Source organism: Stutzerimonas stutzeri (assembly GCF_000590475.1).
Lineage (GTDB): Bacteria > Pseudomonadota > Gammaproteobacteria > Pseudomonadales > Pseudomonadaceae > Stutzerimonas > Stutzerimonas stutzeri_D.
Window position 1 is genome coordinate 1,635,073 of record NZ_CP007441.1, and the last position, 18,980, is coordinate 1,654,052.

General features: G+C 56.8%; 19 protein-coding genes and 4 tRNA genes. 16 read left to right on the forward strand and 7 right to left on the reverse strand.

The genetic code is table 11. From position 1 onward, the window contains the following. Positions 1-65: 65 nt before the first annotated feature. The 7 genes from ltaE (at position 66) to CH92_RS07685 (ending at position 6,125) form a co-directional block, all read left to right on the forward strand. The gene (ltaE, locus tag CH92_RS07655; protein ID WP_025241187.1) at positions 66-1,070 is read left to right on the forward strand and encodes a low-specificity L-threonine aldolase; all 1,005 of its coding nucleotides are present in this window, start codon (positions 66-68) and stop codon (positions 1,068-1,070) included. A gap of 179 nt (positions 1,071-1,249) precedes the next feature. After that, a complete protein-coding gene (alaS, locus tag CH92_RS07660) occupies positions 1,250-3,874 on the forward strand; it encodes an alanine--tRNA ligase (RefSeq protein WP_025241188.1) in 2,625 nt (874 codons plus the stop codon). A 159-nt stretch (positions 3,875-4,033) separates the two neighbouring features. Then, positions 4,034-5,269 carry an aspartate kinase gene (locus CH92_RS07665; protein WP_025241189.1) on the forward strand — a complete coding sequence of 412 codons (1,236 nt, stop codon included), beginning with the start codon at positions 4,034-4,036 and terminating at the stop codon, positions 5,267-5,269. Between the two features lie 183 nt (positions 5,270-5,452). Next, positions 5,453-5,638 (forward strand): carbon storage regulator CsrA, encoded by a 186-nt coding sequence (gene csrA / locus CH92_RS07670; protein WP_003283978.1) that lies wholly within the window; start codon positions 5,453-5,455, stop codon positions 5,636-5,638. Positions 5,639-5,700: 62 nt separating this feature from the next. Next, a tRNA-Ser gene (locus CH92_RS07675) sits at positions 5,701-5,791 on the forward strand. Between the two features lie 110 nt (positions 5,792-5,901). Beyond that, positions 5,902-5,978, forward strand: a tRNA-Arg gene (locus tag CH92_RS07680). Between the two features lie 70 nt (positions 5,979-6,048). After that, positions 6,049-6,125 (forward strand) — tRNA-Arg (locus CH92_RS07685). Between the two features lie 50 nt (positions 6,126-6,175). Here CH92_RS07685 and CH92_RS07690 read toward each other — a convergent pair. Then, positions 6,176-6,667, reverse strand: coding sequence for a DUF4124 domain-containing protein (locus tag CH92_RS07690; RefSeq protein ID WP_025241190.1), 492 nt, complete (start codon positions 6,665-6,667; stop codon positions 6,176-6,178). Between the two features lie 318 nt (positions 6,668-6,985). On the opposite strand from CH92_RS07690, the gene mgtE reads away from it, so the two are divergent. From mgtE to CH92_RS07710, 4 genes are all read left to right on the forward strand, one after another. Further along, on the forward strand, positions 6,986-8,434 hold the full coding sequence (gene mgtE, locus CH92_RS07695) for a magnesium transporter (RefSeq protein WP_025241191.1): 1,449 nt from the start codon (positions 6,986-6,988) through the stop codon (positions 8,432-8,434). 135 nt (positions 8,435-8,569) lie between these two features. Continuing rightward, entirely contained in the window at positions 8,570-8,818 is a 249-nt protein-coding gene (locus tag CH92_RS07700) for an OadG family protein (protein ID WP_025241192.1), read from the forward strand. A gap of 23 nt (positions 8,819-8,841) precedes the next feature. Further along, positions 8,842-10,623 (forward strand): sodium-extruding oxaloacetate decarboxylase subunit alpha, encoded by a 1,782-nt coding sequence (oadA, locus tag CH92_RS07705; RefSeq protein ID WP_025241193.1) that lies wholly within the window; start codon positions 8,842-8,844, stop codon positions 10,621-10,623. A gap of 10 nt (positions 10,624-10,633) precedes the next feature. Continuing rightward, positions 10,634-11,770 (forward strand): sodium ion-translocating decarboxylase subunit beta, encoded by a 1,137-nt coding sequence (locus CH92_RS07710; protein WP_025241194.1) that lies wholly within the window; start codon positions 10,634-10,636, stop codon positions 11,768-11,770. Positions 11,771-11,992: 222 nt separating this feature from the next. On the opposite strand, the gene CH92_RS07715 is transcribed toward CH92_RS07710, so the two are convergent. Both CH92_RS07715 and CH92_RS22485 read right to left on the reverse strand, forming a co-directional pair. After that, complete coding sequence (locus CH92_RS07715) at positions 11,993-12,319, reverse strand: Arc family DNA-binding protein (RefSeq protein WP_025241195.1); 327 nt, start codon at positions 12,317-12,319, stop codon at positions 11,993-11,995. Positions 12,320-12,537: 218 nt separating this feature from the next. Further along, a complete protein-coding gene (locus CH92_RS22485) occupies positions 12,538-12,720 on the reverse strand; it encodes a PA3371 family protein (RefSeq protein ID WP_025241196.1) in 183 nt (60 codons plus the stop codon). 519 nt (positions 12,721-13,239) lie between these two features. On the opposite strand from CH92_RS22485, the gene CH92_RS07730 reads away from it, so the two are divergent. After that, positions 13,240-13,316, forward strand: a tRNA-Arg gene (locus CH92_RS07730). Between the two features lie 177 nt (positions 13,317-13,493). Here CH92_RS07730 and CH92_RS07735 read toward each other — a convergent pair. The 4 genes from CH92_RS07735 to flgA all read right to left on the reverse strand — a co-directional run bounded on the left by CH92_RS07735 (position 13,494) and on the right by flgA (position 16,017). Further along, positions 13,494-14,243, reverse strand: a complete 750-nt coding sequence (locus CH92_RS07735; protein WP_025241198.1) for a flagellar brake protein — start codon at positions 14,241-14,243, stop codon at positions 13,494-13,496. A gap of 73 nt (positions 14,244-14,316) precedes the next feature. Beyond that, on the reverse strand, positions 14,317-14,787 hold the full coding sequence (locus tag CH92_RS07740; RefSeq protein ID WP_025241199.1) for a flagella synthesis protein FlgN: 471 nt from the start codon (positions 14,785-14,787) through the stop codon (positions 14,317-14,319). A 46-nt stretch (positions 14,788-14,833) separates the two neighbouring features. After that, positions 14,834-15,160 (reverse strand): flagellar biosynthesis anti-sigma factor FlgM, encoded by a 327-nt coding sequence (gene flgM / locus CH92_RS07745; RefSeq protein WP_025241200.1) that lies wholly within the window; start codon positions 15,158-15,160, stop codon positions 14,834-14,836. A gap of 104 nt (positions 15,161-15,264) precedes the next feature. Then, positions 15,265-16,017, reverse strand: coding sequence for a flagellar basal body P-ring formation chaperone FlgA (flgA, locus tag CH92_RS07750; protein WP_200869645.1), 753 nt, complete (start codon positions 16,015-16,017; stop codon positions 15,265-15,267). An 83-nt stretch (positions 16,018-16,100) separates the two neighbouring features. Here flgA and CH92_RS07755 point away from each other — a divergent pair, with 83 nt between their 5' ends. The 4 genes from CH92_RS07755 (at position 16,101) to flgC (ending at position 18,966) form a co-directional block, all read left to right on the forward strand. Then, entirely contained in the window at positions 16,101-17,033 is a 933-nt protein-coding gene (locus CH92_RS07755) for a chemotaxis protein CheV (protein ID WP_025241202.1), read from the forward strand. Between the two features lie 37 nt (positions 17,034-17,070). Then, positions 17,071-17,895 (forward strand): protein-glutamate O-methyltransferase CheR, encoded by an 825-nt coding sequence (cheR, locus tag CH92_RS07760; protein WP_025241203.1) that lies wholly within the window; start codon positions 17,071-17,073, stop codon positions 17,893-17,895. A gap of 208 nt (positions 17,896-18,103) precedes the next feature. After that, positions 18,104-18,508 carry a flagellar basal body rod protein FlgB gene (gene flgB, locus CH92_RS07765; RefSeq protein WP_025241204.1) on the forward strand — a complete coding sequence of 135 codons (405 nt, stop codon included), beginning with the start codon at positions 18,104-18,106 and terminating at the stop codon, positions 18,506-18,508. Between the two features lie 14 nt (positions 18,509-18,522). Beyond that, on the forward strand, positions 18,523-18,966 hold the full coding sequence (flgC, locus tag CH92_RS07770; RefSeq protein WP_025241205.1) for a flagellar basal body rod protein FlgC: 444 nt from the start codon (positions 18,523-18,525) through the stop codon (positions 18,964-18,966). The last annotated feature ends 14 nt before the right edge of the window (positions 18,967-18,980 follow it).

The following is an 18,980-nucleotide window of genomic DNA, read 5'->3' on the forward strand; positions in this document are numbered from 1 at the left end:
CGCTAGGGTGCGATCTGCGGCTTCCGTTTCCGGTACGACGGGTGTCATTCAAGCAAGGAACTTCCATGAGTCTTATTGATCTTCGCAGCGATACGGTTACCCAGCCTACGGCTGGCATGCGTGACGCCATGCTAAGCGCCCCCACCGGAGACGACGTTTACGGCGAGGATCCAACGGTTCGTCGGCTGGAGCAGACGCTGGCGGCGCAATTGGGTTTGGACGCCGGACTGTTCGTGCCCAGCGGCACCATGAGCAATCTGCTGGCGCTCATGTCGCATTGCCAACGTGGTGATGAGTACATCGCCGGTCAACTGGCGCATACCTATAAATACGAGGCCGGAGGCGCTGCGGTGCTCGGCTCGATTCAACCACAGCCGATCGAGGTGGAAGCGGACGGTTCTTTGGACCTTGATCGTGTCGCAGCAGCGATCAAACCGGACGACTTTCATTTCGCCCGTACCCGCTTGCTGGCGCTGGAAAACACCATGCAGGGCAAGGTTCTGCCACTCGAATATCTGGCCGAGGCGCGTGCGTTCACACACGATCGGGGGCTTGCCCTGCATCTCGACGGTGCTCGATTGTTCAATGCAGTAGTCAGGCTGGGTTGCTCAGCGCGGGACATCAGTCGCCACTTCGACTCCGTTTCGGTGTGCCTGTCCAAGGGGTTGGGCGCGCCGGTCGGCTCGGTGCTTTGCGGCGATGTATCTTTCATTGCCAAGGCTCGTCGCTTGCGCAAGATGGTCGGCGGCGGCATGCGTCAGGCCGGTGTGCTGGCGGCTGCAGGACTCTATGCGCTGGAGCACCAGGTACAGCGTCTGGCAGAGGATCACCAGCGCGCGCGGGCTATTGCGGAGGGGCTGCAAGCCCTGGGTTATGCCGTCGAGCCGGTGCAGACGAACATGGTCTACGTACAGATGGGTGATCGCGCTGGGGCGCTGAAGGCATTCTGCGCCGAGCGTGGCGTACGCTTGACCGCGGCGCCGCGGCTGCGGATGGTGACGCATCTGGATGTGCAGCCCGAGCATGTCGATCCGATCCTCGAGAGCTTCGCCGCATTCGTCGACGCATAGGCCTGAATCGCTGTCGAATAGCTTGATTCAATCTTATTTATCCTCTATGCGCGCGGCGTGGGCCCGATATAATGCGGCCCTTTGCCGGCTATCCGTTTGGATAGCTGCGAACCGGCTCCCGGTGCCGCCTCGCCGTGTCGTTTTGCAGCCGTTCGGCCGCAGTCCTCTGGAAGAAATCTATGAAAAGCGCAGAAATCCGTGAAGCCTTCCTCCGCTTCTTCGAAGAGAAGGGCCACACACGTGTGGCCTCCAGTTCGCTGATTCCGGCGAACGACCCGACTTTGTTGTTCACCAATGCCGGCATGAACCAGTTCAAGGACTGTTTCCTCGGTCTGGAAAAGCGCGCCTATACCCGGGCCACCACCAGCCAGAAATGCGTCCGTGCCGGCGGCAAACACAACGATCTGGAGAACGTCGGCTACACCGCGCGGCATCACACGTTCTTCGAGATGCTCGGCAACTTCAGCTTCGGCGACTATTTCAAGCGCGACGCCATCAGCTACGCGTGGGAATTCCTGACCTCCGACACATGGCTGAACCTGCCCAAGGACAAGCTATGGGTCACCGTCTATGCCAGTGACGATGAGGCCTACGACATCTGGACCCAAGAAGTCGGCGTGCCGGCCGAGCGCATGGTGCGTATCGGCGACAACAAGGGCGCACCTTACGCTTCGGACAATTTCTGGGCGATGGGTGATACCGGCCCGTGTGGTCCCTGCACTGAAATTTTCTTCGACCACGGCGAGCATATCTGGGGCGGCCCACCCGGCTCGCCCGAGGAAGACGGTGATCGCTACATCGAGATCTGGAACAACGTGTTCATGCAGTTCAACCGCGCCGCAGACGGTGTCATGCACCCGCTGCCGGCACCGAGCGTGGACACCGGCATGGGACTAGAGCGGATCAGTGCGGTGTTGCAACACGTCAACTCCAACTACGAAATCGACTTGTTTCAGAACCTGCTCAAAGCCTCCGCCCAGGCCATTGGCTGCAGTAATGAGAGCCAAGCTTCGCTCAAGGTCGTGGCCGACCACATCCGTTCTTGCGGTTTCCTCATCGCCGATGGCGTGACGCCGTCGAACGAGGGGCGTGGCTATGTGCTGCGGCGGATCATTCGTCGTGCCTGTCGTCACGGTAACAAGCTGGGTGCGAAGGGCAGCTTCTTCCACAAAATCGTCCCAGCGTTGGTGGCAGAAATGGGTGATGCCTTCTCGGAATTGAAAACGCAGCAGGCGCATATCGAGCGCGTGCTGAAAACCGAAGAAGAGCAGTTCGCCAAGACCCTCGAGCAAGGGCTGAAGATTCTCGAGCAGGACCTGGCAGAGCTGGAAGGCGGTGTCGTCCCTGGCGCGGTTATCTTCAAGCTTTACGATACCTACGGCTTCCCGGTCGATCTTACTGGCGATATCGCACGTGAGCGTGAGCTGACGCTGGATGAGGAAGGCTTTGAGCGAGAAATGGAAGCCCAGCGTGAGCGCGCGCGTTCGGCCAGCGCCTTTGGCATGGACTACAACAGCCTGGTCAAGGTCGAGGGGGAAACACGCTTCACCGGCTATCTGGGCACTTCCGGCAGCGGCAAGGTGCTGGCGTTGTTTAAGGAAGGCATGTCCGTACAGAGCCTTTCGGCCGGGGAGGAGGGCGTAGTCGTTCTCGACGAGACGCCGTTTTATGCCGAGTCCGGTGGGCAGATCGGCGACTGTGGTTATCTGTCCGCGGAAGGCATGCGCTTTGATGTGAGCGACACCAGCAAGGCGGGTGGCGCGTTTCTGCATCATGGCATCCTCGATAGCGGAAGCCTGCAAATCGGGGCGACCGTCGACGCCACCGTCGACGCGTCGGTTCGTCAGGCCACCGCGCTGAACCACTCCGCAACGCATCTGTTGCACGCCGCATTGCGCCAGATGCTCGGCGAGCACGTGACCCAGAAGGGTTCGCTGGTCGACAGTCAGCGGCTACGCTTCGACTTCAGTCATTTCGAGGCAATCAAGCCCGAGCAGCTGAGAGCGCTGGAAGACCAGGTCAACGCCCAGATTCGCAGCAACACGGCGGTGGAAATCGAGGAAACCGACATCGAAACGGCCAAGAGCAAGGGCGCCATGGCTTTGTTCGGTGAGAAGTACGGTGATCAGGTGCGCGTACTGACCATGGGCAGCGGTTTCTCGGTCGAGCTCTGTGGCGGTACCCACGTCAAGCGGACGGGTGATATCGGCCTGTTCAAAATTATCAGTGAAGGCGGCGTGGCCGCTGGGGTGCGACGTATCGAGGCGGTCACGGGCGAACAGGCCTTGGCGTACTTGAACGGTGCCGAGGAGCAGTTGAAGGACGCGGCTGCACTGGTCAAGGGCAGCCGCGAAAACCTGCTGGAAAAGCTGGGCGCGATGCTCGAACGCAACCGACAGCTGGAAAAGGAGCTTGAGCAGCTCAAGGCCAAAGCAGCCAGTGCCACCGGCAATGATCTTGCCAGCTCCGCTGTCGATGTGAAGGGTGTGAAAACACTGGCAGCTCGCGTGGATGGCCTGGACGGCAAAGCATTGCTCGCCTTGGTCGATCAGCTGAAGAACAAGCTCGCCAGCGGCGTGATTCTGCTCGGCGGTGTGCAGGATGAGAAAGTCGTGTTGGTGGCTGGCGTGACGCAAGATCTCACCGGCCGTTTGAAAGCGGGCGATCTCATGAGGCAAGCGGCTGCGGTTGTAGGCGGCAAGGGTGGCGGGCGTCCGGATATGGCGCAAGGTGGCGGCAGCGACGCGGCCCGGCTCGAAGAAGCTCTGGGGCTTGCCCAGGTATTCGTTGAGCAAAGCTTGTAACCAGAGCGACGACGAGGCGGCTTAGCCTTTGATCAGCGTGGGCGGCGGTCACGTTGATGGTGGGGTGTGAGCTGGCAGGCCCGCTGACCGGGCGTGTGCATTGCGGTGCTTGGGAAGATTGTTTAATAAGCGCCCGAGATGGGCTTAGGCGGCGATGAAATGGCTTTGATCGTACAGAAGTTTGGCGGTACTTCGGTGGGCTCCGTCGAGCGCATCGAGCAAGTGGCGGCGAAGGTCAAGAAATTCCGTGACAGCGGCGACGACATTGTCGTGGTGGTCTCGGCCATGAGCGGGGAAACCAATCGCCTGATCGATCTGGCGAAACAGATCAGCGAGCAGCCCGTTGCGCGCGAACTGGATGTCATGGTCTCGACTGGCGAGCAGGTCACCATTGCCTTGTTGGCGATGGCGCTGACCAAAATTGGCGTGCCGGCGGTGTCTTTCACCGGCAGTCAGGTCCGCATCCTGACCGATAGCGCCCATACCAAGGCGCGCATTCTCCAGATCGATTCGCAGCGCATCAACAAGGAGCTCAAGGCTGGCCGTGTCGTCGTGGTGGCTGGGTTCCAGGGTGTGGATGAGGACGGCAACATCACCACGCTCGGGCGTGGCGGGTCGGATACCACCGGTGTGGCGCTGGCCGCTGCGCTGAAGGCGGATGAATGCCAAATCTATACCGATGTCGACGGCGTCTACACAACCGATCCTCGCGTTGTGGCCAAGGCTCAGCGCCTCGATAAAATCACGTTTGAAGAAATGCTCGAGATGGCGAGTCTCGGTTCCAAGGTGCTGCAGATCCGCGCCGTCGAGTTCGCCGGCAAATACAGTGTGCCGTTGCGCGTGCTGCACAGCTTTCAAGAGGGTCCGGGGACCCTCATTACCCTTGATGAAGAGGAATCCATGGAACAGCCCATCATTTCCGGCATCGCTTTCAATCGTGACGAAGCCAAGCTGACCATTCGTGGTGTGCCGGATACGCCCGGGGTGGCCTTCAAGATTCTCGGCCCGATCAGCGCGGCGAACGTCGAGGTCGATATGATCGTGCAGAACGTCGCGCACGATAACACCACGGATTTCACCTTCACCGTTCACCGGAACGACTACCATAACGCGTTGCAAGTCCTCGAAGGCATTGCGCGGGATATGGGCGCTCGGGAAGTTATCGGCGATGTGGATATTGCCAAGGTGTCGATAGTTGGCGTCGGCATGCGTTCGCATGCAGGCGTCGCCAGCCGGATGTTCGAGGCGCTGGCGAAGGAAAACATCAACATACAGATGATCTCCACCTCGGAAATCAAAGTCTCGGTAGTAATCGAGGAAAAATATCTGGAGCTGGCGGTGCGGGCTCTACATACCGCGTTCGAACTGGATGCTCCCGCCGGGAAAGGGGAGTGACTCGGCAGAATTGCGACTAATTCGCGCCTTCCGTCGATTAGATGGGGCAAAAAGGAACTTTAGAGTCGCCCCTGCTGGTCAATAGCTGGTGAACGGCTCTAGGGTCGATGTTTCACGGAACATTATCCGTTTTTATCTTTGCAGACTGTTTACTGAATTGAATCCGTTTTTAAGGAGAAAGGAATGCTGATTCTGACTCGCCGGGTCGGAGAGACCCTGATGGTGGGTGACGATGTGACTGTCACTGTGCTGGGTGTCAAAGGAAATCAAGTGCGCATAGGAGTAAATGCACCCAAAGAGGTAGCGGTGCATCGAGAGGAGATTTATCAACGGATCCAGAAAGAAAAAGATCAAGAACCAAGCCATTAATATTTATGTGATTTTTGGCTTTGCAAGCGGGGCGAAGATGGGTATCATGCGCCCCGTGTTGCGGAGAGGTGGCCGAGTGGCCGAAGGCGCTCCCCTGCTAAGGGAGTACATCTCAAAAGGGTGTCGGGGGTTCGAATCCCCCCCTCTCCGCCATTTTGCATAATAGGTTTTTGAGTCGGTTTGGGCGTTGTGGTTTGATGGAAAATCATTGAATCAAAGAGCTTGACCAACACATTTACAAACTTATAATGCGCACCCTCAGTGCACTCATAGCTCAGCTGGATAGAGTACTCGGCTACGAACCGAGCGGTCGGAGGTTCGAATCCTCCTGAGTGCACCATATTGCAACGAGCTGCAGAAATGCTGTTCGGTGTTATGACCAGCGGTGATCTGGTTTATCAAGCGCCCATGCACTCATAGCTCAGCTGGATAGAGTACTCGGCTACGAACCGAGCGGTCGGAGGTTCGAATCCTCCTGAGTGCACCAGAATCGGAAAAGGGCCTGCAGCGATGCAGGCCTTTTTTTTTGTTTTCGATTCAACGCTTGCCGCCGACACAGCCGTGTTCGTCGAAGCTGACGGTTCGCGTCCGGCCTTTGTCGCTACTGTAGCGATATTGCACTTGTCCATTGCGACTTGTGACAGTGTCGGGCGTGCCGAAGGTGCTTTCGATGTCTGCGCGAGTCATGCCGGGACGGATCTGCTGGCTGATCATCGCATTACGCCTCGCATTACTTGTAAGACGGTTTCCGCATCCGTCGTCCTGCTCGCCCACGACGGTAAGCGCTCTGACTGCTTGTTCCTTGGAGAGTTTGCGTTGCGCTCTTAGCTTGGCCATGGGTACGGCTTTACCGGAACTTGGCGTTGGGTTTAACGCCTCCTGGATCTGAGCGGTTTGATTCACTGGGCAGCCCTGTTGGCTGAACGTGAGTTTGCCTGCTTCATCGACGCAGCGATAGACGCTGGTCGCGAACGTTGGGGTAGTGCTGAAAAGCAGGGCACAGCAGCTTGCGGCGAATAGCTTGTTCATAGTCGTCCTCCTTGACGATGGGTCGGACCAGCCTAGCCAATAATTTCTTGCCACGCAGTCGTGCCTTCTCGCAACGTGAATGCGTCGACACTGATAACAGGCGATTGCCTCTCAGGGCTTCGATGCAAGCAATTGTATTGCCTGCATTTGTGGTCTGGCTTGGCGGTTGCGGTGGTATTATCACGTGGTCTGCCCCTTTGGGCTTCTGGATCCCCCTTCATGGATTTGCCCAGTAGTCGTACAAAACTCTCGCTTGCCAATCACGTTTCGAATGATTGATCCCCTGGTGCGCTCCGACCGCTGGGGGTGGAGTGCGCCATGACTGAAGTAGAAGTAAAAAAGCCGCAAGAAAGTCTCCAGGATCGTCTGGCGCAAGTCGTCGAGCTGCTACATCGCCACAAGATCGTGGAAGACCTGGCTCATCGCCAGAGCCAGGACGGGCAGCACCAGGCGGTGGTCGAGAACCTGGTGCATCGCCAGAACCTCGTCGAATTGCAGCGCAAGTTGGAAGAGCTGCACCCTGCGGATATCGCCCACATCCTCGAGGCGCTACCGCTCGATGATCGTTTGACGGTATGGCAGCTGGTTAAGTCGGACCGCGACGGCGATATCCTGCTTGAGGTCTCCGACGCGGTCCGCGAGACGCTCATTGCCGACATGGATGATCACGAGCTCCTTGCGGCGGCCAAGGAAATGGATGCCGATGAGCTGGCGGACCTGGCCGCAGAACTGCCTCGCGACGTCGTGCATGAGTTAATGGAAACCCTTGATGCGCAGCAACGTGAGCGTGTCCGCTCGGCGCTGTCCTACGAAGAGGATCAGGTAGGGGCGTTGATGGACTTCGAGATGGTCACGATCCGCGAGGATGTGAGCCTTGAAGTGGTTCTTCGCTACCTGCGGCGCCTGAAGGAATTGCCGGGGCATACCGACAAGCTGTTCGTCGTTGATTACGACGGCGTACTCAAAGGTGTCCTGCCGATCAAGCGTTTGCTGGTCAATGATCCGGAGCGGAACGTTTCAGAGGTCATGGCTAGCGATCCGGTAACCTTCCATCCAGATGCGGACGCCTACGAGGCGGCGCAAGCGTTTGAGCGCTACGACCTGGTTTCCACCCCGGTAGTGGACAAAGGCGGCAAGCTAATCGGGCGTCTGACCATCGACCAAATGGTCGACCTCATCCGCGAAGAAAGTGAGAGTGAAGTGCTTAACATGGCGGGCCTGCGCGAAGAGGAAGATATCTTCGCATCGGTTTGGAAGTCATTGCGTAACCGCTGGGCCTGGCTGGCGGTTAATCTCATCACCGCCTTTATAGCGTCGCGGGTAATCGGACTTTTCGACGGTTCGATCGAGAAACTGGTCGCGCTGGCCGCTTTGATGCCGATAGTTGCCGGCATCGGCGGTAATTCTGGTAATCAGACCATCACGATGATTGTTCGGGCGATGGCGCTGGATCAGATGGGGACCGGTAATAGCGCTCGCTTGCTGCGCAAGGAAGCAGGTGTCGGCATGCTGAATGGCCTGATATGGGGCGGCGTTATCGGTATCGTGGTCTATTGGCTATACGGCAGTTGGTCCCTGGGGGTCGTGATGACCACAGCGATGACGCTCAATTTGCTGCTGGCCGCATTGATGGGCGTACTTATTCCCGTGACGCTGGCCCGTATGGGCCGGGATCCTGCGCTGGGTTCCAGCGTCATGATCACAGCTGTGACCGACAGTGGCGGTTTCTTTATTTTTCTCGGCTTGGCGACTCTTTTTCTCCTCTGATCCCTGCCAACTGCGGCGACCTGGCGTTGCCTTGCGCCTGTTATTCGGGCTACTGTTTGTAAGTTTCGCTCCGGCGAAGCTTTGAACCCGATGCGAATAACAGGCGGCCCGAGCTGCTGATTAAAGGGAAACCCGATGACCCCCAGCGAACTCCTGCTTGAAGGTGTCGAACTTATGCTGTTCGGCTTAGGTTCCGTCTTCCTTTTCCTTGTTTTGTTAATTATCTGCATCCGTCTGATGTCTTTCATGATCGGCCGCTTTGGTAGCGCGCCGACGCCTCAGCCTGCCTCCATTAAGTCGACCGCTGTCACGGCTGAAATGGACGCCGATGTTCTTGCAGCCATTCAGGCCGCTATTCATCAGCACCGCGCACGTCGCGGGTGATTCAGAACAAGGAGTTCCCGCTCATGACTTCTGCAAAACAGCCGCTCGGCATCACCGATGTGGTGCTACGTGATGCCCACCAATCCATTCTCGCCACTCGTGTGCGCCTGGAAGACATGTTGCCGATCGCCGGCAAGCTCGATCAGGTTGGCTTCTGGTCGGTTGAATCCTGGGGCGGCGCAACCTTCGATGCCTGCATTCGCTATCTCGGTGAAGACCCTTGGGAGCGTATTCGCGAACTTAAGAAAGCGATGCCTAATACCCGTCAGCAGATGCTGCTACGGGGTCAGAACTTGCTCGGCTATCGGCATTACGCTGACGATGTGGTGGAGAAGTTCGTCGAGCGGGCGGCCGTCAACGGAGTCGACGTGTTTCGCGTGTTCGACGCGATGAACGATCCGCGCAACTTGGAAACTGCGCTACGCGCTGTCAAGCGGCAGGGCAGGCACGCCCAGGGCACTATTTCCTACACCACCAGTCCGGTGCATAGCCTGGAAATGTGGGTCGATCTGGCCAAACAGATCGAAGACATGGGCGCCGATTCCGTGGCGATCAAAGATATGGCCGGCATCCTTACGCCATATACGGCCTACGAGTTGGTCACGCGGCTGAAGGCGAGCCTGTCCATTCCGATTCATATGCAGTGTCATGCGACGGCAGGCCTTTCGACCGCGGCGATTCTCAAGGCCGTCGAGGCGGGGATCGACAATGTCGATACCGCGATTTCTTCACTTTCGATGACCTACGGGCATTCGCCGACCGAGTCGGTGGTGGCGATTTTCCAAGGAACCGAGCGCGATACAGGGCTCGATTTGGCGCTTTTGGAAGAAATCGCTGCGTATTTCCGCGGGGTGCGCAAGAAGTACGCCGCGTTCGAAGGTACGCTCAAGGGCGTCGATTCACGGATCCTGGTCGCTCAGGTGCCAGGAGGCATGCTGACCAATATGGAAGGTCAGTTGAAGGAGCAGGGTGCCCTCGACAAGTTCGACCAGGTGCTGGCGGAAATCCCTCGTGTGCGTGAAGACCTCGGTTTCATCCCGCTGGTAACGCCGACCTCGCAGATCGTCGGCACTCAGGCGGTAATCAACGTGCTGACCGGTGAGCGCTACAAGTCCATTACCAAGGAAACTGCAGGCATCCTAAAGGGCGAGTATGGCGCTGCTCCGGCCCCTTTCAATACCGAACTGCAGCGGCGCGTGCTCGATGGTTCCGAAGTCATCACCTGCCGTCCTGCCGATCTACTGCAACCGGAAATGGACAAGCTGACTGCAGCGCTGAAAGGGTTGGCGCAGGACAAAGGCCTTACGCTGGCTAAGGATGAAATTGACGACGTTCTGACATACGCGCTGTTTCCTCAGATTGGTCTCAAATTTCTCGAGAACCGGGGCAATGCTGCCGCCTTCGAGCCAATGCCAACTGGTAGCGAGCAGGCGCCACGCGAGCCTGGCGCCCCTGAGGTCTATACCGTCGAGGTCAATGGTCGGTCATTCGTCGTGCAGGTCAACGAAGGCGGCGACATCGAGGGACTCAAGCCGCTCGGTGATATGCCGGGCGCGACGTCCGCAACCGTTTCCGCACCTGCCGCTGGCGCGGGCGAGCCTCAGCCCGCACCGCTGGCTGGCAATATCTTCAAGGTGCTCGTACAGCCCGGTCAGTTGGTGCAGGAGGGCGATCTCGTGATCATCCTCGAAGCCATGAAAATGGAAACTGAAATCCGTGCTTTCAAGGCCGGCACCATCTCCGGTGTGAACGTCAAGGTCGGCGATGCGGTGTCCGTAGGCGATAGCCTGCTGACCATCGCTTAAGGAGTGCTGCATGGATAAGTTGCTCAAGCTGTGGCACAGCACCGGCTTGTATCACCTGGAGCCCGGTCAGCTGCTGATGATCGTGGTGTGCCTGGCATTGATCTATCTGGCGATTCGCAAAGGGTTCGAGCCTTTGCTGTTGATCCCGATCGGGTTTGGTGGCGTGCTTGCCAATATTCCGGTCGCGAACATGGCCGAGGGTGCTGGCATCCTTCATCTGTTCTACGAAGTCGGTCTGCCGACAAGCGTGTTTCCGCTGCTGATTTTCATGGGCGTAGGGGCGATGACAGACTTCGGTCCGATGCTGGCAAACCCCAAAACCCTCTTGCTCGGCGCTGCGGCGCAGTTCGGCATCTTCGCCACCCTGCTCGGTGCGTTGGCGCTGGCGGCGATGGGGATTCCGGGTATGGAGTTCACCTTGCGTGAGGCGGCTTCGATCGCCATCATCGGAGGTGCCGATGGCCCGACCTCAATCTTCGTCACTGCGAAGCTTGCGCCGCATCTCCTGGGTCCGATCGCCGTGGCTGCCTACTCCTACATGGCGCTGGTCCCGTTGATCCAGCCTCCGATCATGCGCGCGCTGACGACCAAGGAAGAGCGCGCCATCGTCATGACGCAGCTGCGCCATGTCGGGCAGGCGGAAAAGATAGTCTTCCCGCTCATGCTTGCTTTGATGGTTGGTTTCTTACTGCCCGATGCAGCCCCGCTGGTGGGCATGTTCGCCTTTGGTAATCTGTTGCGTGAATCTGGTGTGGTTGATCGCCTGGCTGACACCTCACGTAACGCACTAATCAACATCGTTACCATTGCGTTGGGGCTGACGGTGGGTTCCAAGCTGTCTTCCGAAGCCTTTCTGCAAATGAAGACGCTTGGGATTTTATTGCTCGGGATGGTCGCGTTTTGCGGAGGCACCGCTGCGGGCGTGCTGATGGCTAAGGTGATGAACATGTTCAGTTCGAACAAGATCAATCCGCTGATTGGCTCCGCAGGCGTATCGGCCGTGCCAATGGCAGCGCGGGTGTCAAACAAGGTAGGGCTCGAAGCGAATCCGCAGAACTTCCTGCTCATGCACGCCATGGGGCCCAATGTGGCAGGGGTGATTGGTTCGGCGGTGGCGGCGGGGGTACTGCTGAGTTTTGTAGGTTAGGCGAAACGCTCTGCTTATCGCCACGCCTGCTGCGCTGAGAATGATGCCTGTATCGATGTGATACAGGTTTTTCAAATCGTAGATGCCGCTCGGTCATTGGGAAGACGAGGGCGAGGCATTCCAGACGCGTTGGGTAGCAACTCAGCCTGCCAAGTTAAACAAACAACAACGCCCCGACTGAAGTCGAGGCGTTTGAAACCTGCCGCAGGCTACCGGCAAATGTCAGTCTTCGTCCTTTGCGGACTCGGTATCTTGCGCGATCAATGAAATTAGAGCGTTTTGTTGCCGGTGGGCGAGCTGGCGAAAACGCTGAAGCAATTCGCGCTCGTGAAGTGTCAGTTCCGGACTGTCTAGACGCATGGCCGAATCGTCATCGAGCGCACCTTCCTGAAGGAGGCTTTGCTCCAGCCGGGCGATGATTTCCGAGTTCATGCTGCGATGATGATTGCGTGCAACCTCGGCGATACGCTCGCGCATCCCGTCTGGTAGCCGAACCACGAATTTGTCAGCCGTGCGGCTGGAATAAACTGCCTGCTTCATTGGGCGCATAGTAAACCGGTTAGTCAGGTGGGCGATGGTGGCTTATTGCCGTTCTAGTCACCGGTCTGACACCAAACAGCGCTTGCTGTTCCACGACCTACAAAAAAGATGCTAGACGACTTAATGACGTCAATTATACGACGACAAAATAATCAGTAAAGGATTTCAGTGGTGGCAAATAGCCTTTACTGTGACCTACCGCTGATCTAGCCGAAAAACCGCCGCTACTAGCGCAAGATGGGGTCGAATTTGATCCGTCGTCCAAGCACTAGGGATATGACAAAAAGCATTCCAAAAAGCACGGCGCCTCCGTCAACAAGCGCACCCCAGGGCTCTGGGAGACTGATACCGATGCTTAGCGCACCGCAGACAACGCTGAAAAAGAGGAAGAAGCAACCATAAATAGACATTTGTTATCTCCGATGGAACCTGTGGCGGCTAAAACGGATCTCTAGAAGATCCAGCGTTGCGGCTGTACAGGGTTGCTCACTTCCTGGCTGATGATTTGCGCCGGGGCTGACAGCTTTTGAGTAGTTAATGCGCTGGGCTGCTTCAACGTCGCGGGTAAATAATCTGGGGCATGCATCGCGTCTGGCGGCTGGATTGAGGCGACTGCAGCCAGAACCGCGGTGCTGAACAGGCAGGTTAGGCGTAGCATCGGCGTCTCCTTCGCGTAATGGTCTGGATAAGTTAAGCATTCGCCGTGCCAGCATTTTTAGAAAAAAATCCCTTATATTACAAAGACTTATAGGTCGCTAGCTGTGAGTGTTCATGCGCTTTGCATGATGCCGGGAAACTTTGTCGTGCAGATTGCAATATCGTCGATTAGTTCGCGATCGCTCTCGGCAATTCGATATTTGGCTGATGAGTCGGCGATGCAGCGAGCATGACAAATGGGCCAAGGCTCGCTAACATGCTGCCGCCCGTGCGTCCCAGTAGCTCAATTGGATAGAGCGTCCCCCTCCTAAGGGGAAGGTTGTGAGTTCGAACCTCGCCTGGGACACCAATTCTCACGTGAGTGAAGCGGTGGCCGTCGCTGTCGGTTATGACTGCCGTTAGGCCGCAGTGGGAGCGCTAAGATGCATCGATCCCAGTAAGGGGCGATTCGGCTCGGCTGGTTGGGTACTAAAGCGCTTGCGGTGACGTCTCGTCGCACGATAGATGACGGAGCGCGTGGTCTGCGTCAGCTAAAACGGTCGCTTGCTTGGTCTCGTCGTGCTTCACGTTGGAGTTGATAGACGAATCGCTCGATGTGCCGCTGTGTCAGGCCGCTAATGCGATAGAAGCGCATCCCGCAAAACGTTAAGTCCAGCTTCTCGTCGAAGATAACGTGTCGTAGTTCGGCTGCGGTTGTAATGGTGCCGAAGGGCAGTCTGGCAGACAGTTGCTCGTACACACGGCCCGTTTGTAGCCCGCTTTGTACGTTGCCTTGAAAGCTCAGCTTGCAGCCAGTAGCCGACATGTCCAGCACTTTGCCTTCAAGAGGCTTTTTGATTGCTTTGCCGTTCAGCTCGGCAACGATAGGCTGTCCGCTCAGGTGGGCGCGGTAAGCGTTACGCCGCTGGTGATAAATAACCTGGTCGGGTAGGGGAATCCAGTAGCAGCGTGCATCGTCCAGTTCGCCAAGGTGCGCAGCGTGCTCGTTACTCCAGGCGATACGTACGCCCTCGTAATAGCCCTCGATCTGAAACGGCTCTCCGGCGGTCATCATTCTTTCGCCATCGCTGGGTATCAGCTCGTCTAAGGCAATCCAACCTTTTTCGCGGTTTACCTCGATCAAATAGGTTTGATACCGCTGATTGCGTTCGGCAAAGCGAACCAACAGCGGTATTCGATTATCCATCAGGAGCCGCAGGTTCGTATGAACCTCGCCTACGGTTTTGAGTATCTGAGGAGGCTGGGGACCTTCATCCTCGGTAAAGGGATTAGACACTTAGCTCTGCTCTCCGGCATGTAACGACGTCAGCCGCATGATAGCATTTTGACTCTACGTGGCTGCGCGTGTTTCAAGCCTGACTGAGCGGGCGATGATTGGCGCTTCTGGCAGCAGCGCCTCGCCGATCGTAGAGATCGGGTGTCTGGTTGGTGCCCTGCAATACTTGCAGCATGCTTCCAACAGCATTTTGATTGACGCGGATGAGCCTGCCGTTGCGCTCATTGGCACTTCGACAAGCTTGGAGAATTCCATCAAGTTTTTCTGCCTGCTCAACAATCTCGGCGCCTACCGTCGAGCTTGCGGCAAATGTCGATAGCCCACTTTTGTCGGCGCTCAACTGGGCCTTGGCAAGCGTTTGGCTGCGAAGGGAGCCATGCTGACTCAATAACGCCAGCAGCGTCTGCTTCTGCGTGAGCAGCTGTTCCAGGCTTGCGAGATCGCGCTCGGCAAGTGCCTGGTATTCGGCGTCGGTGAGCTCAAGAAGCTTACGGGCGGTGCCGATATCATCGACGAGCTGCTGAAGCAATTCGGTATCTTGCATAGTGGCCTCTAACGCGTTGACGCCTGGCTACCTTCTACCGCCAGACTCAACGTTGGCTTTCGAACGCCAGTAACTTCGATGCTACTCGCTGAGCATCTACCTGATAGCTGCCGTCGGCGATAGCCTGCTTGATCTGAGCTACACGTTCCTGATCAACGACGGGCTGCTGATTCAGCTGCTCCGTGGTTTGCTGAAGGCGCTGTGCTTCCGGGCTTAGTTGGACGCTCTCGCCGGATACCGCTGCGCTGCTGCTCTTCGATGCTTCAGCAGGCGCCTGCTGAGCCGCTGGGCGTTCGGTGTTCTGGACGCTGGCACTGCGTCCACTATTTGTTGAATTGACGGCACTGTTGGGCCGGTTGAAATCGATAGCCATGATCGAAACCTCGAATAAGTCAGGACGCTTGCCTGCTTTTCGGCAATGCTACAGAAAACTTTAGCCTTTTTTTGACAGTGGCAGCGTCGACAGTCAGCTTTCGGCTACATATTGACTTCCACCTGACCAGGACCAATTACGCGAGCCTTGATCGTTCGTCCTGATCGCTGGTTTTTGACCCGAATCTGGGTGCCGAGTGCGCCATCGGACAACGCTTCGCCCGGCATTCTGACATTTATCGTCGAATTTTTCGCACTGATTACTACCTGATCGCCTTTGCGGACTATCTCGGCAGCGGAAATATAAGTGGGCGGCAGCACCTGGTCGGGGAGGGCGCTACGGGTAATCTTATTACCCAACACTTGATCGAACGCGGTCAGGTAACCCTGAGTTAGCAAGCTAACGTCCCGCTCGGCCAGTGCAACATCCGCCAGCTCGACAATGCTTTCACGGGCCAGCGGGCGTCGAGCGACAATTACCTCGCGGAACAAATGGACCTGTGCCGGAACAAAAACGGACCAGTGTGCAGCGCCTTCACAACTGACCCGCAAAGTGGTGCGGCCGACCGGCTGCGCGGGGCTTTCGAGCTTGACCGTCAATGAGCGGTCGCAAGCCGCCAGACGCAGACGCGGATCTAGCCTATTGATCTCTATCTCATGGCGCGCTCGAATTTGACTACGCTGCAAATAGTCGGTCACTTCACGCTCAAGAAATTCGCGGGTCGCGTCGATAAGCTGTTCAGGCCGTGTCACGCTAGCCGAGTCAGCAAATTGGCTCAGCCCGCACAAAACCGGTAACAGGATCGCTCGGAAAAGCGTATTGCATGGACGCCGGAAAAAAGTCATCTGTTTGCTCATGTCATGGCAGAAGCAAGGGACGTGCCGTTAGCCCGAGCTTGCATGGCAGCTGACGCTCATTTTGCACGCAAGAGGAAACTGGCATGGCCGGTGTATTGGATTCGGTTAACCAGCGTACCCAGCTGGTCGGGCAAAATCGCTTAGAGCTGCTGCTATTCCGACTGGACGACAAGCAGCTCTATGGCATCAACGTATTCAAGGTCAAAGAGGTCTTGCAGTGCCCGCGGTTGACGGTCATGCCACGGTCGAGTCCGGTTGTTCGTGGGGTCGCGAACATACGAGGCAATACGCTTTCCATTCTCGACCTGTCCCTTGCTACCGGGAAACCGGCGCTACAGGATTTGCCGAACAGCTTCGCCATCATTGTCGAATACAACACCAAGGTGCTCGGCTTTCTGGTGCGCTCCGTCGAGCGAATCGTCAACATGAACTGGGAGGCTATCCTGCCGCCTCCGAAAGGTGTTGGGCATGATCATTATTTGACTGCCGTGACCCATGTGGAAGGGCAAATGGTTGAGATCATCGATGTCGAAAAAGTTCTGGCAGAGGTGGCGCCTGTATCCGAGCAGCTGTCGGTTGGCATTGTCGACGAGGAAACCAGTAGCAAAGCGTCCATCAGCCGGGTCTTGGTCGTCGATGACTCTTCTGTTGCGCGAAAACAGATTATTCGTTGTCTACAGAATCTGGGGATTGAGGTTGTGGCACAAAACGATGGTCGTCAGGCGTTGACCTACCTGAGAAAGCTGGTGGCAGACGGTAAAAAACCATCGAAGGAATTCGTGATGATGATTTCCGACATCGAAATGCCGGAGATGGATGGCTACACGCTGACCACCGAGGTGCGCCAAGATCCGTCAATGCGTGATATGCATATTCTGCTGCATACTTCGCTTTCCGGCGTGTTCAACCAGAGCATGGTCAAGCGAGTCGGCGCCGACGATTTTCTTGCCAAATTCCAGGCGGACGATCTGGCCAACCGAGTAATAGAACGGATCCGGACTTCGGATAACAATTGAGGCGTCGTCCTCTCAATACGACTGGTGGGCATTATTAGTGTCAGGTGATCCGGATTTTGATCAGTTCCGAGTATTCCTAGAGAAGACTTGCGGCATCCTGCTGGGCGGAAACAAGCAGTATCTAGTGTCCAGCAGGCTGAATAAGCTGATGGAGCAGCAAGGGCTCAAGAGTCTGGGGGAGCTGGTCAGGAAGATTCAGGCCCAGCCACGCAGTGGTCTGCGCGAGCAGGTCGTGGATGCGATGACGACCAACGAAACGCTCTGGTTTCGCGACACTTATCCGTTTGAGGTGCTTAGAAATCGTATTCTGCCGGAGCTGTTGAAAGGCGCGCCAAGTCAGCGCCTGCGCATATGGTCGGCGGCCTGTTCATCGGGGCAGGAGCCTTACTCGCTGTCGATGTCCATCGACGAATACGAGCGCAGCAGTCCTAGCCAGCCGAAGCCGGCTGTACAGATCGTGGCCACCGAATTGTCGGGGACTATGCTTGCCGCATCCAAAGCGGCTGAATATGACAGCCTAGCTATTGCTCGAGGGTTATCCAGCGAGCGACTGCAGCGCTATTTCGATGTCAAGACGCCTGGCCGTTGGGTGGTCAAGCCGGCTATTCGCAGTCGTGTTGAATTTCGTGTGCAGAACCTGCTCGACAGTTACGCGGTACTCGGAAAATTCGACGTTGTATTCTGCCGCAACGTCCTTATCTATTTTTCCGCAGACGTGAAGAAAGACATTCTCAAGCGTATCCACGCGACTTTAAAGCCTGGCGGCTACCTGTTTCTGGGTGCGTCCGAAGCGCTGAACGGACTCCCCGAGCTATATCAGATGGTTCAGTGCAGTCCGGGCATCATCTATAAAGCGAAATAGCTACCTGGCCCGATTCGCGACGAGGTAGCGGCAGAAATCTGTCGGTTACGAGTGAAGAAGGCGGCAAAGCCTGGAAAAGGCTTGCCGCTTTTGACGCTTGCTCGTGACCGCCTTGGTTAAAGTCCTTATAAATCAATAGATTGAATTTATGGCACGGCCTTTGCTGCTGTTTTGCTAAGCAGACTTGTATCCGGCAGAGGGCCAGATCATGAGCATCAGTTTTGATAGTGCACTGGGTATTCACGAGAAAGCGCTTGGGTTTCGATCACAGCGTGCCGAGGTGCTGGCCAATAACATCGCCAATGCCGACACGCCTAACTACAAGGCTCGTGACCTGGATTTCAGCGCTGTTCTTGCCGCTCAGAACAGCAAAAACCAAGGCGGGTTCGGTATTGCCGTTACCAGCAACAAGCACATTGCTGCTGAGGGCATGGAGATTGCGGACCCGGGCCTTCGATTCCGCACCCCCGCGCACGCTTCTCTAGACCAGAACACCGTCGATGCTCAGGTAGAACAAGCCGCCTACGCCAAGAACGCCATCGATTTTCAAGCAAGTTTTACCATGCTCAATAGCAAATTCAGGGGGCTCATGAGCGCCCTGCGTGGCGAATAAAAGGAGCGGAGCTCATGTCCCTTAGCAGCGTATTCAATATTGCCGGTAGTGGTATGAGTGCCCAAAGCACTCGCCTGAACACTATCTCCAGCAACATCGCCAACGCCGAGACAGTCTCGTCCAGCGTTGACCAAACCTATCGTGCGCGCCACCCGGTATTTGCCACCATGCTTCAGAACGCCAACGGACAGCCGGATCAGTCACTTTTCGCTGAACAGGATCAGGCCGGCGCTGGTGTACAGGTGCTCGGCGTTATCGAGGACCAAAGCGAGTTGCAGGCGCGCTACGAGCCTAATCATCCAGCCGCGAACGAAGAAGGTTATGTGTATTACCCGAACGTAAATGTGGTGGAAGAGATGGCGGACATGATCTCCGCGAGTCGCTCGTTTCAGACTAACGCCGAGCTGATGAACACGGCCAAGACCATGCTGCAGAAAGTTCTGACCCTGGGCCAGTAACCCTTACGAGAGAT

Coding starts and splice junctions, on each gene's coding strand:
- ltaE (WP_025241187.1), top strand. CDS start 66: ATGAGTCTTATTGATCTTCGCAGCGATACGGTTACCCAGCCTACGGCT.
- alaS (WP_025241188.1), top strand. CDS start 1,250: ATGAAAAGCGCAGAAATCCGTGAAGCCTTCCTCCGCTTCTTCGAAGAG.
- CH92_RS07665 (WP_025241189.1), top strand. CDS start 4,034: ATGGCTTTGATCGTACAGAAGTTTGGCGGTACTTCGGTGGGCTCCGTC.
- csrA (WP_003283978.1), top strand. CDS start 5,453: ATGCTGATTCTGACTCGCCGGGTCGGAGAGACCCTGATGGTGGGTGAC.
- CH92_RS07690 (WP_025241190.1), bottom strand. CDS start 6,667: ATGAACAAGCTATTCGCCGCAAGCTGCTGTGCCCTGCTTTTCAGCACT.
- mgtE (WP_025241191.1), top strand. CDS start 6,986: ATGACTGAAGTAGAAGTAAAAAAGCCGCAAGAAAGTCTCCAGGATCGT.
- CH92_RS07700 (WP_025241192.1), top strand. CDS start 8,570: ATGACCCCCAGCGAACTCCTGCTTGAAGGTGTCGAACTTATGCTGTTC.
- oadA (WP_025241193.1), top strand. CDS start 8,842: ATGACTTCTGCAAAACAGCCGCTCGGCATCACCGATGTGGTGCTACGT.
- CH92_RS07710 (WP_025241194.1), top strand. CDS start 10,634: ATGGATAAGTTGCTCAAGCTGTGGCACAGCACCGGCTTGTATCACCTG.
- CH92_RS07715 (WP_025241195.1), bottom strand. CDS start 12,319: ATGCGCCCAATGAAGCAGGCAGTTTATTCCAGCCGCACGGCTGACAAA.
- CH92_RS22485 (WP_025241196.1), bottom strand. CDS start 12,720: ATGTCTATTTATGGTTGCTTCTTCCTCTTTTTCAGCGTTGTCTGCGGT.
- CH92_RS07740 (WP_025241199.1), bottom strand. CDS start 14,787: ATGCAAGATACCGAATTGCTTCAGCAGCTCGTCGATGATATCGGCACC.
- flgM (WP_025241200.1), bottom strand. CDS start 15,160: ATGGCTATCGATTTCAACCGGCCCAACAGTGCCGTCAATTCAACAAAT.
- flgA (WP_200869645.1), bottom strand. CDS start 16,017: ATGAGCAAACAGATGACTTTTTTCCGGCGTCCATGCAATACGCTTTTC.
- CH92_RS07755 (WP_025241202.1), top strand. CDS start 16,101: ATGGCCGGTGTATTGGATTCGGTTAACCAGCGTACCCAGCTGGTCGGG.
- flgB (WP_025241204.1), top strand. CDS start 18,104: ATGAGCATCAGTTTTGATAGTGCACTGGGTATTCACGAGAAAGCGCTT.
- flgC (WP_025241205.1), top strand. CDS start 18,523: ATGTCCCTTAGCAGCGTATTCAATATTGCCGGTAGTGGTATGAGTGCC.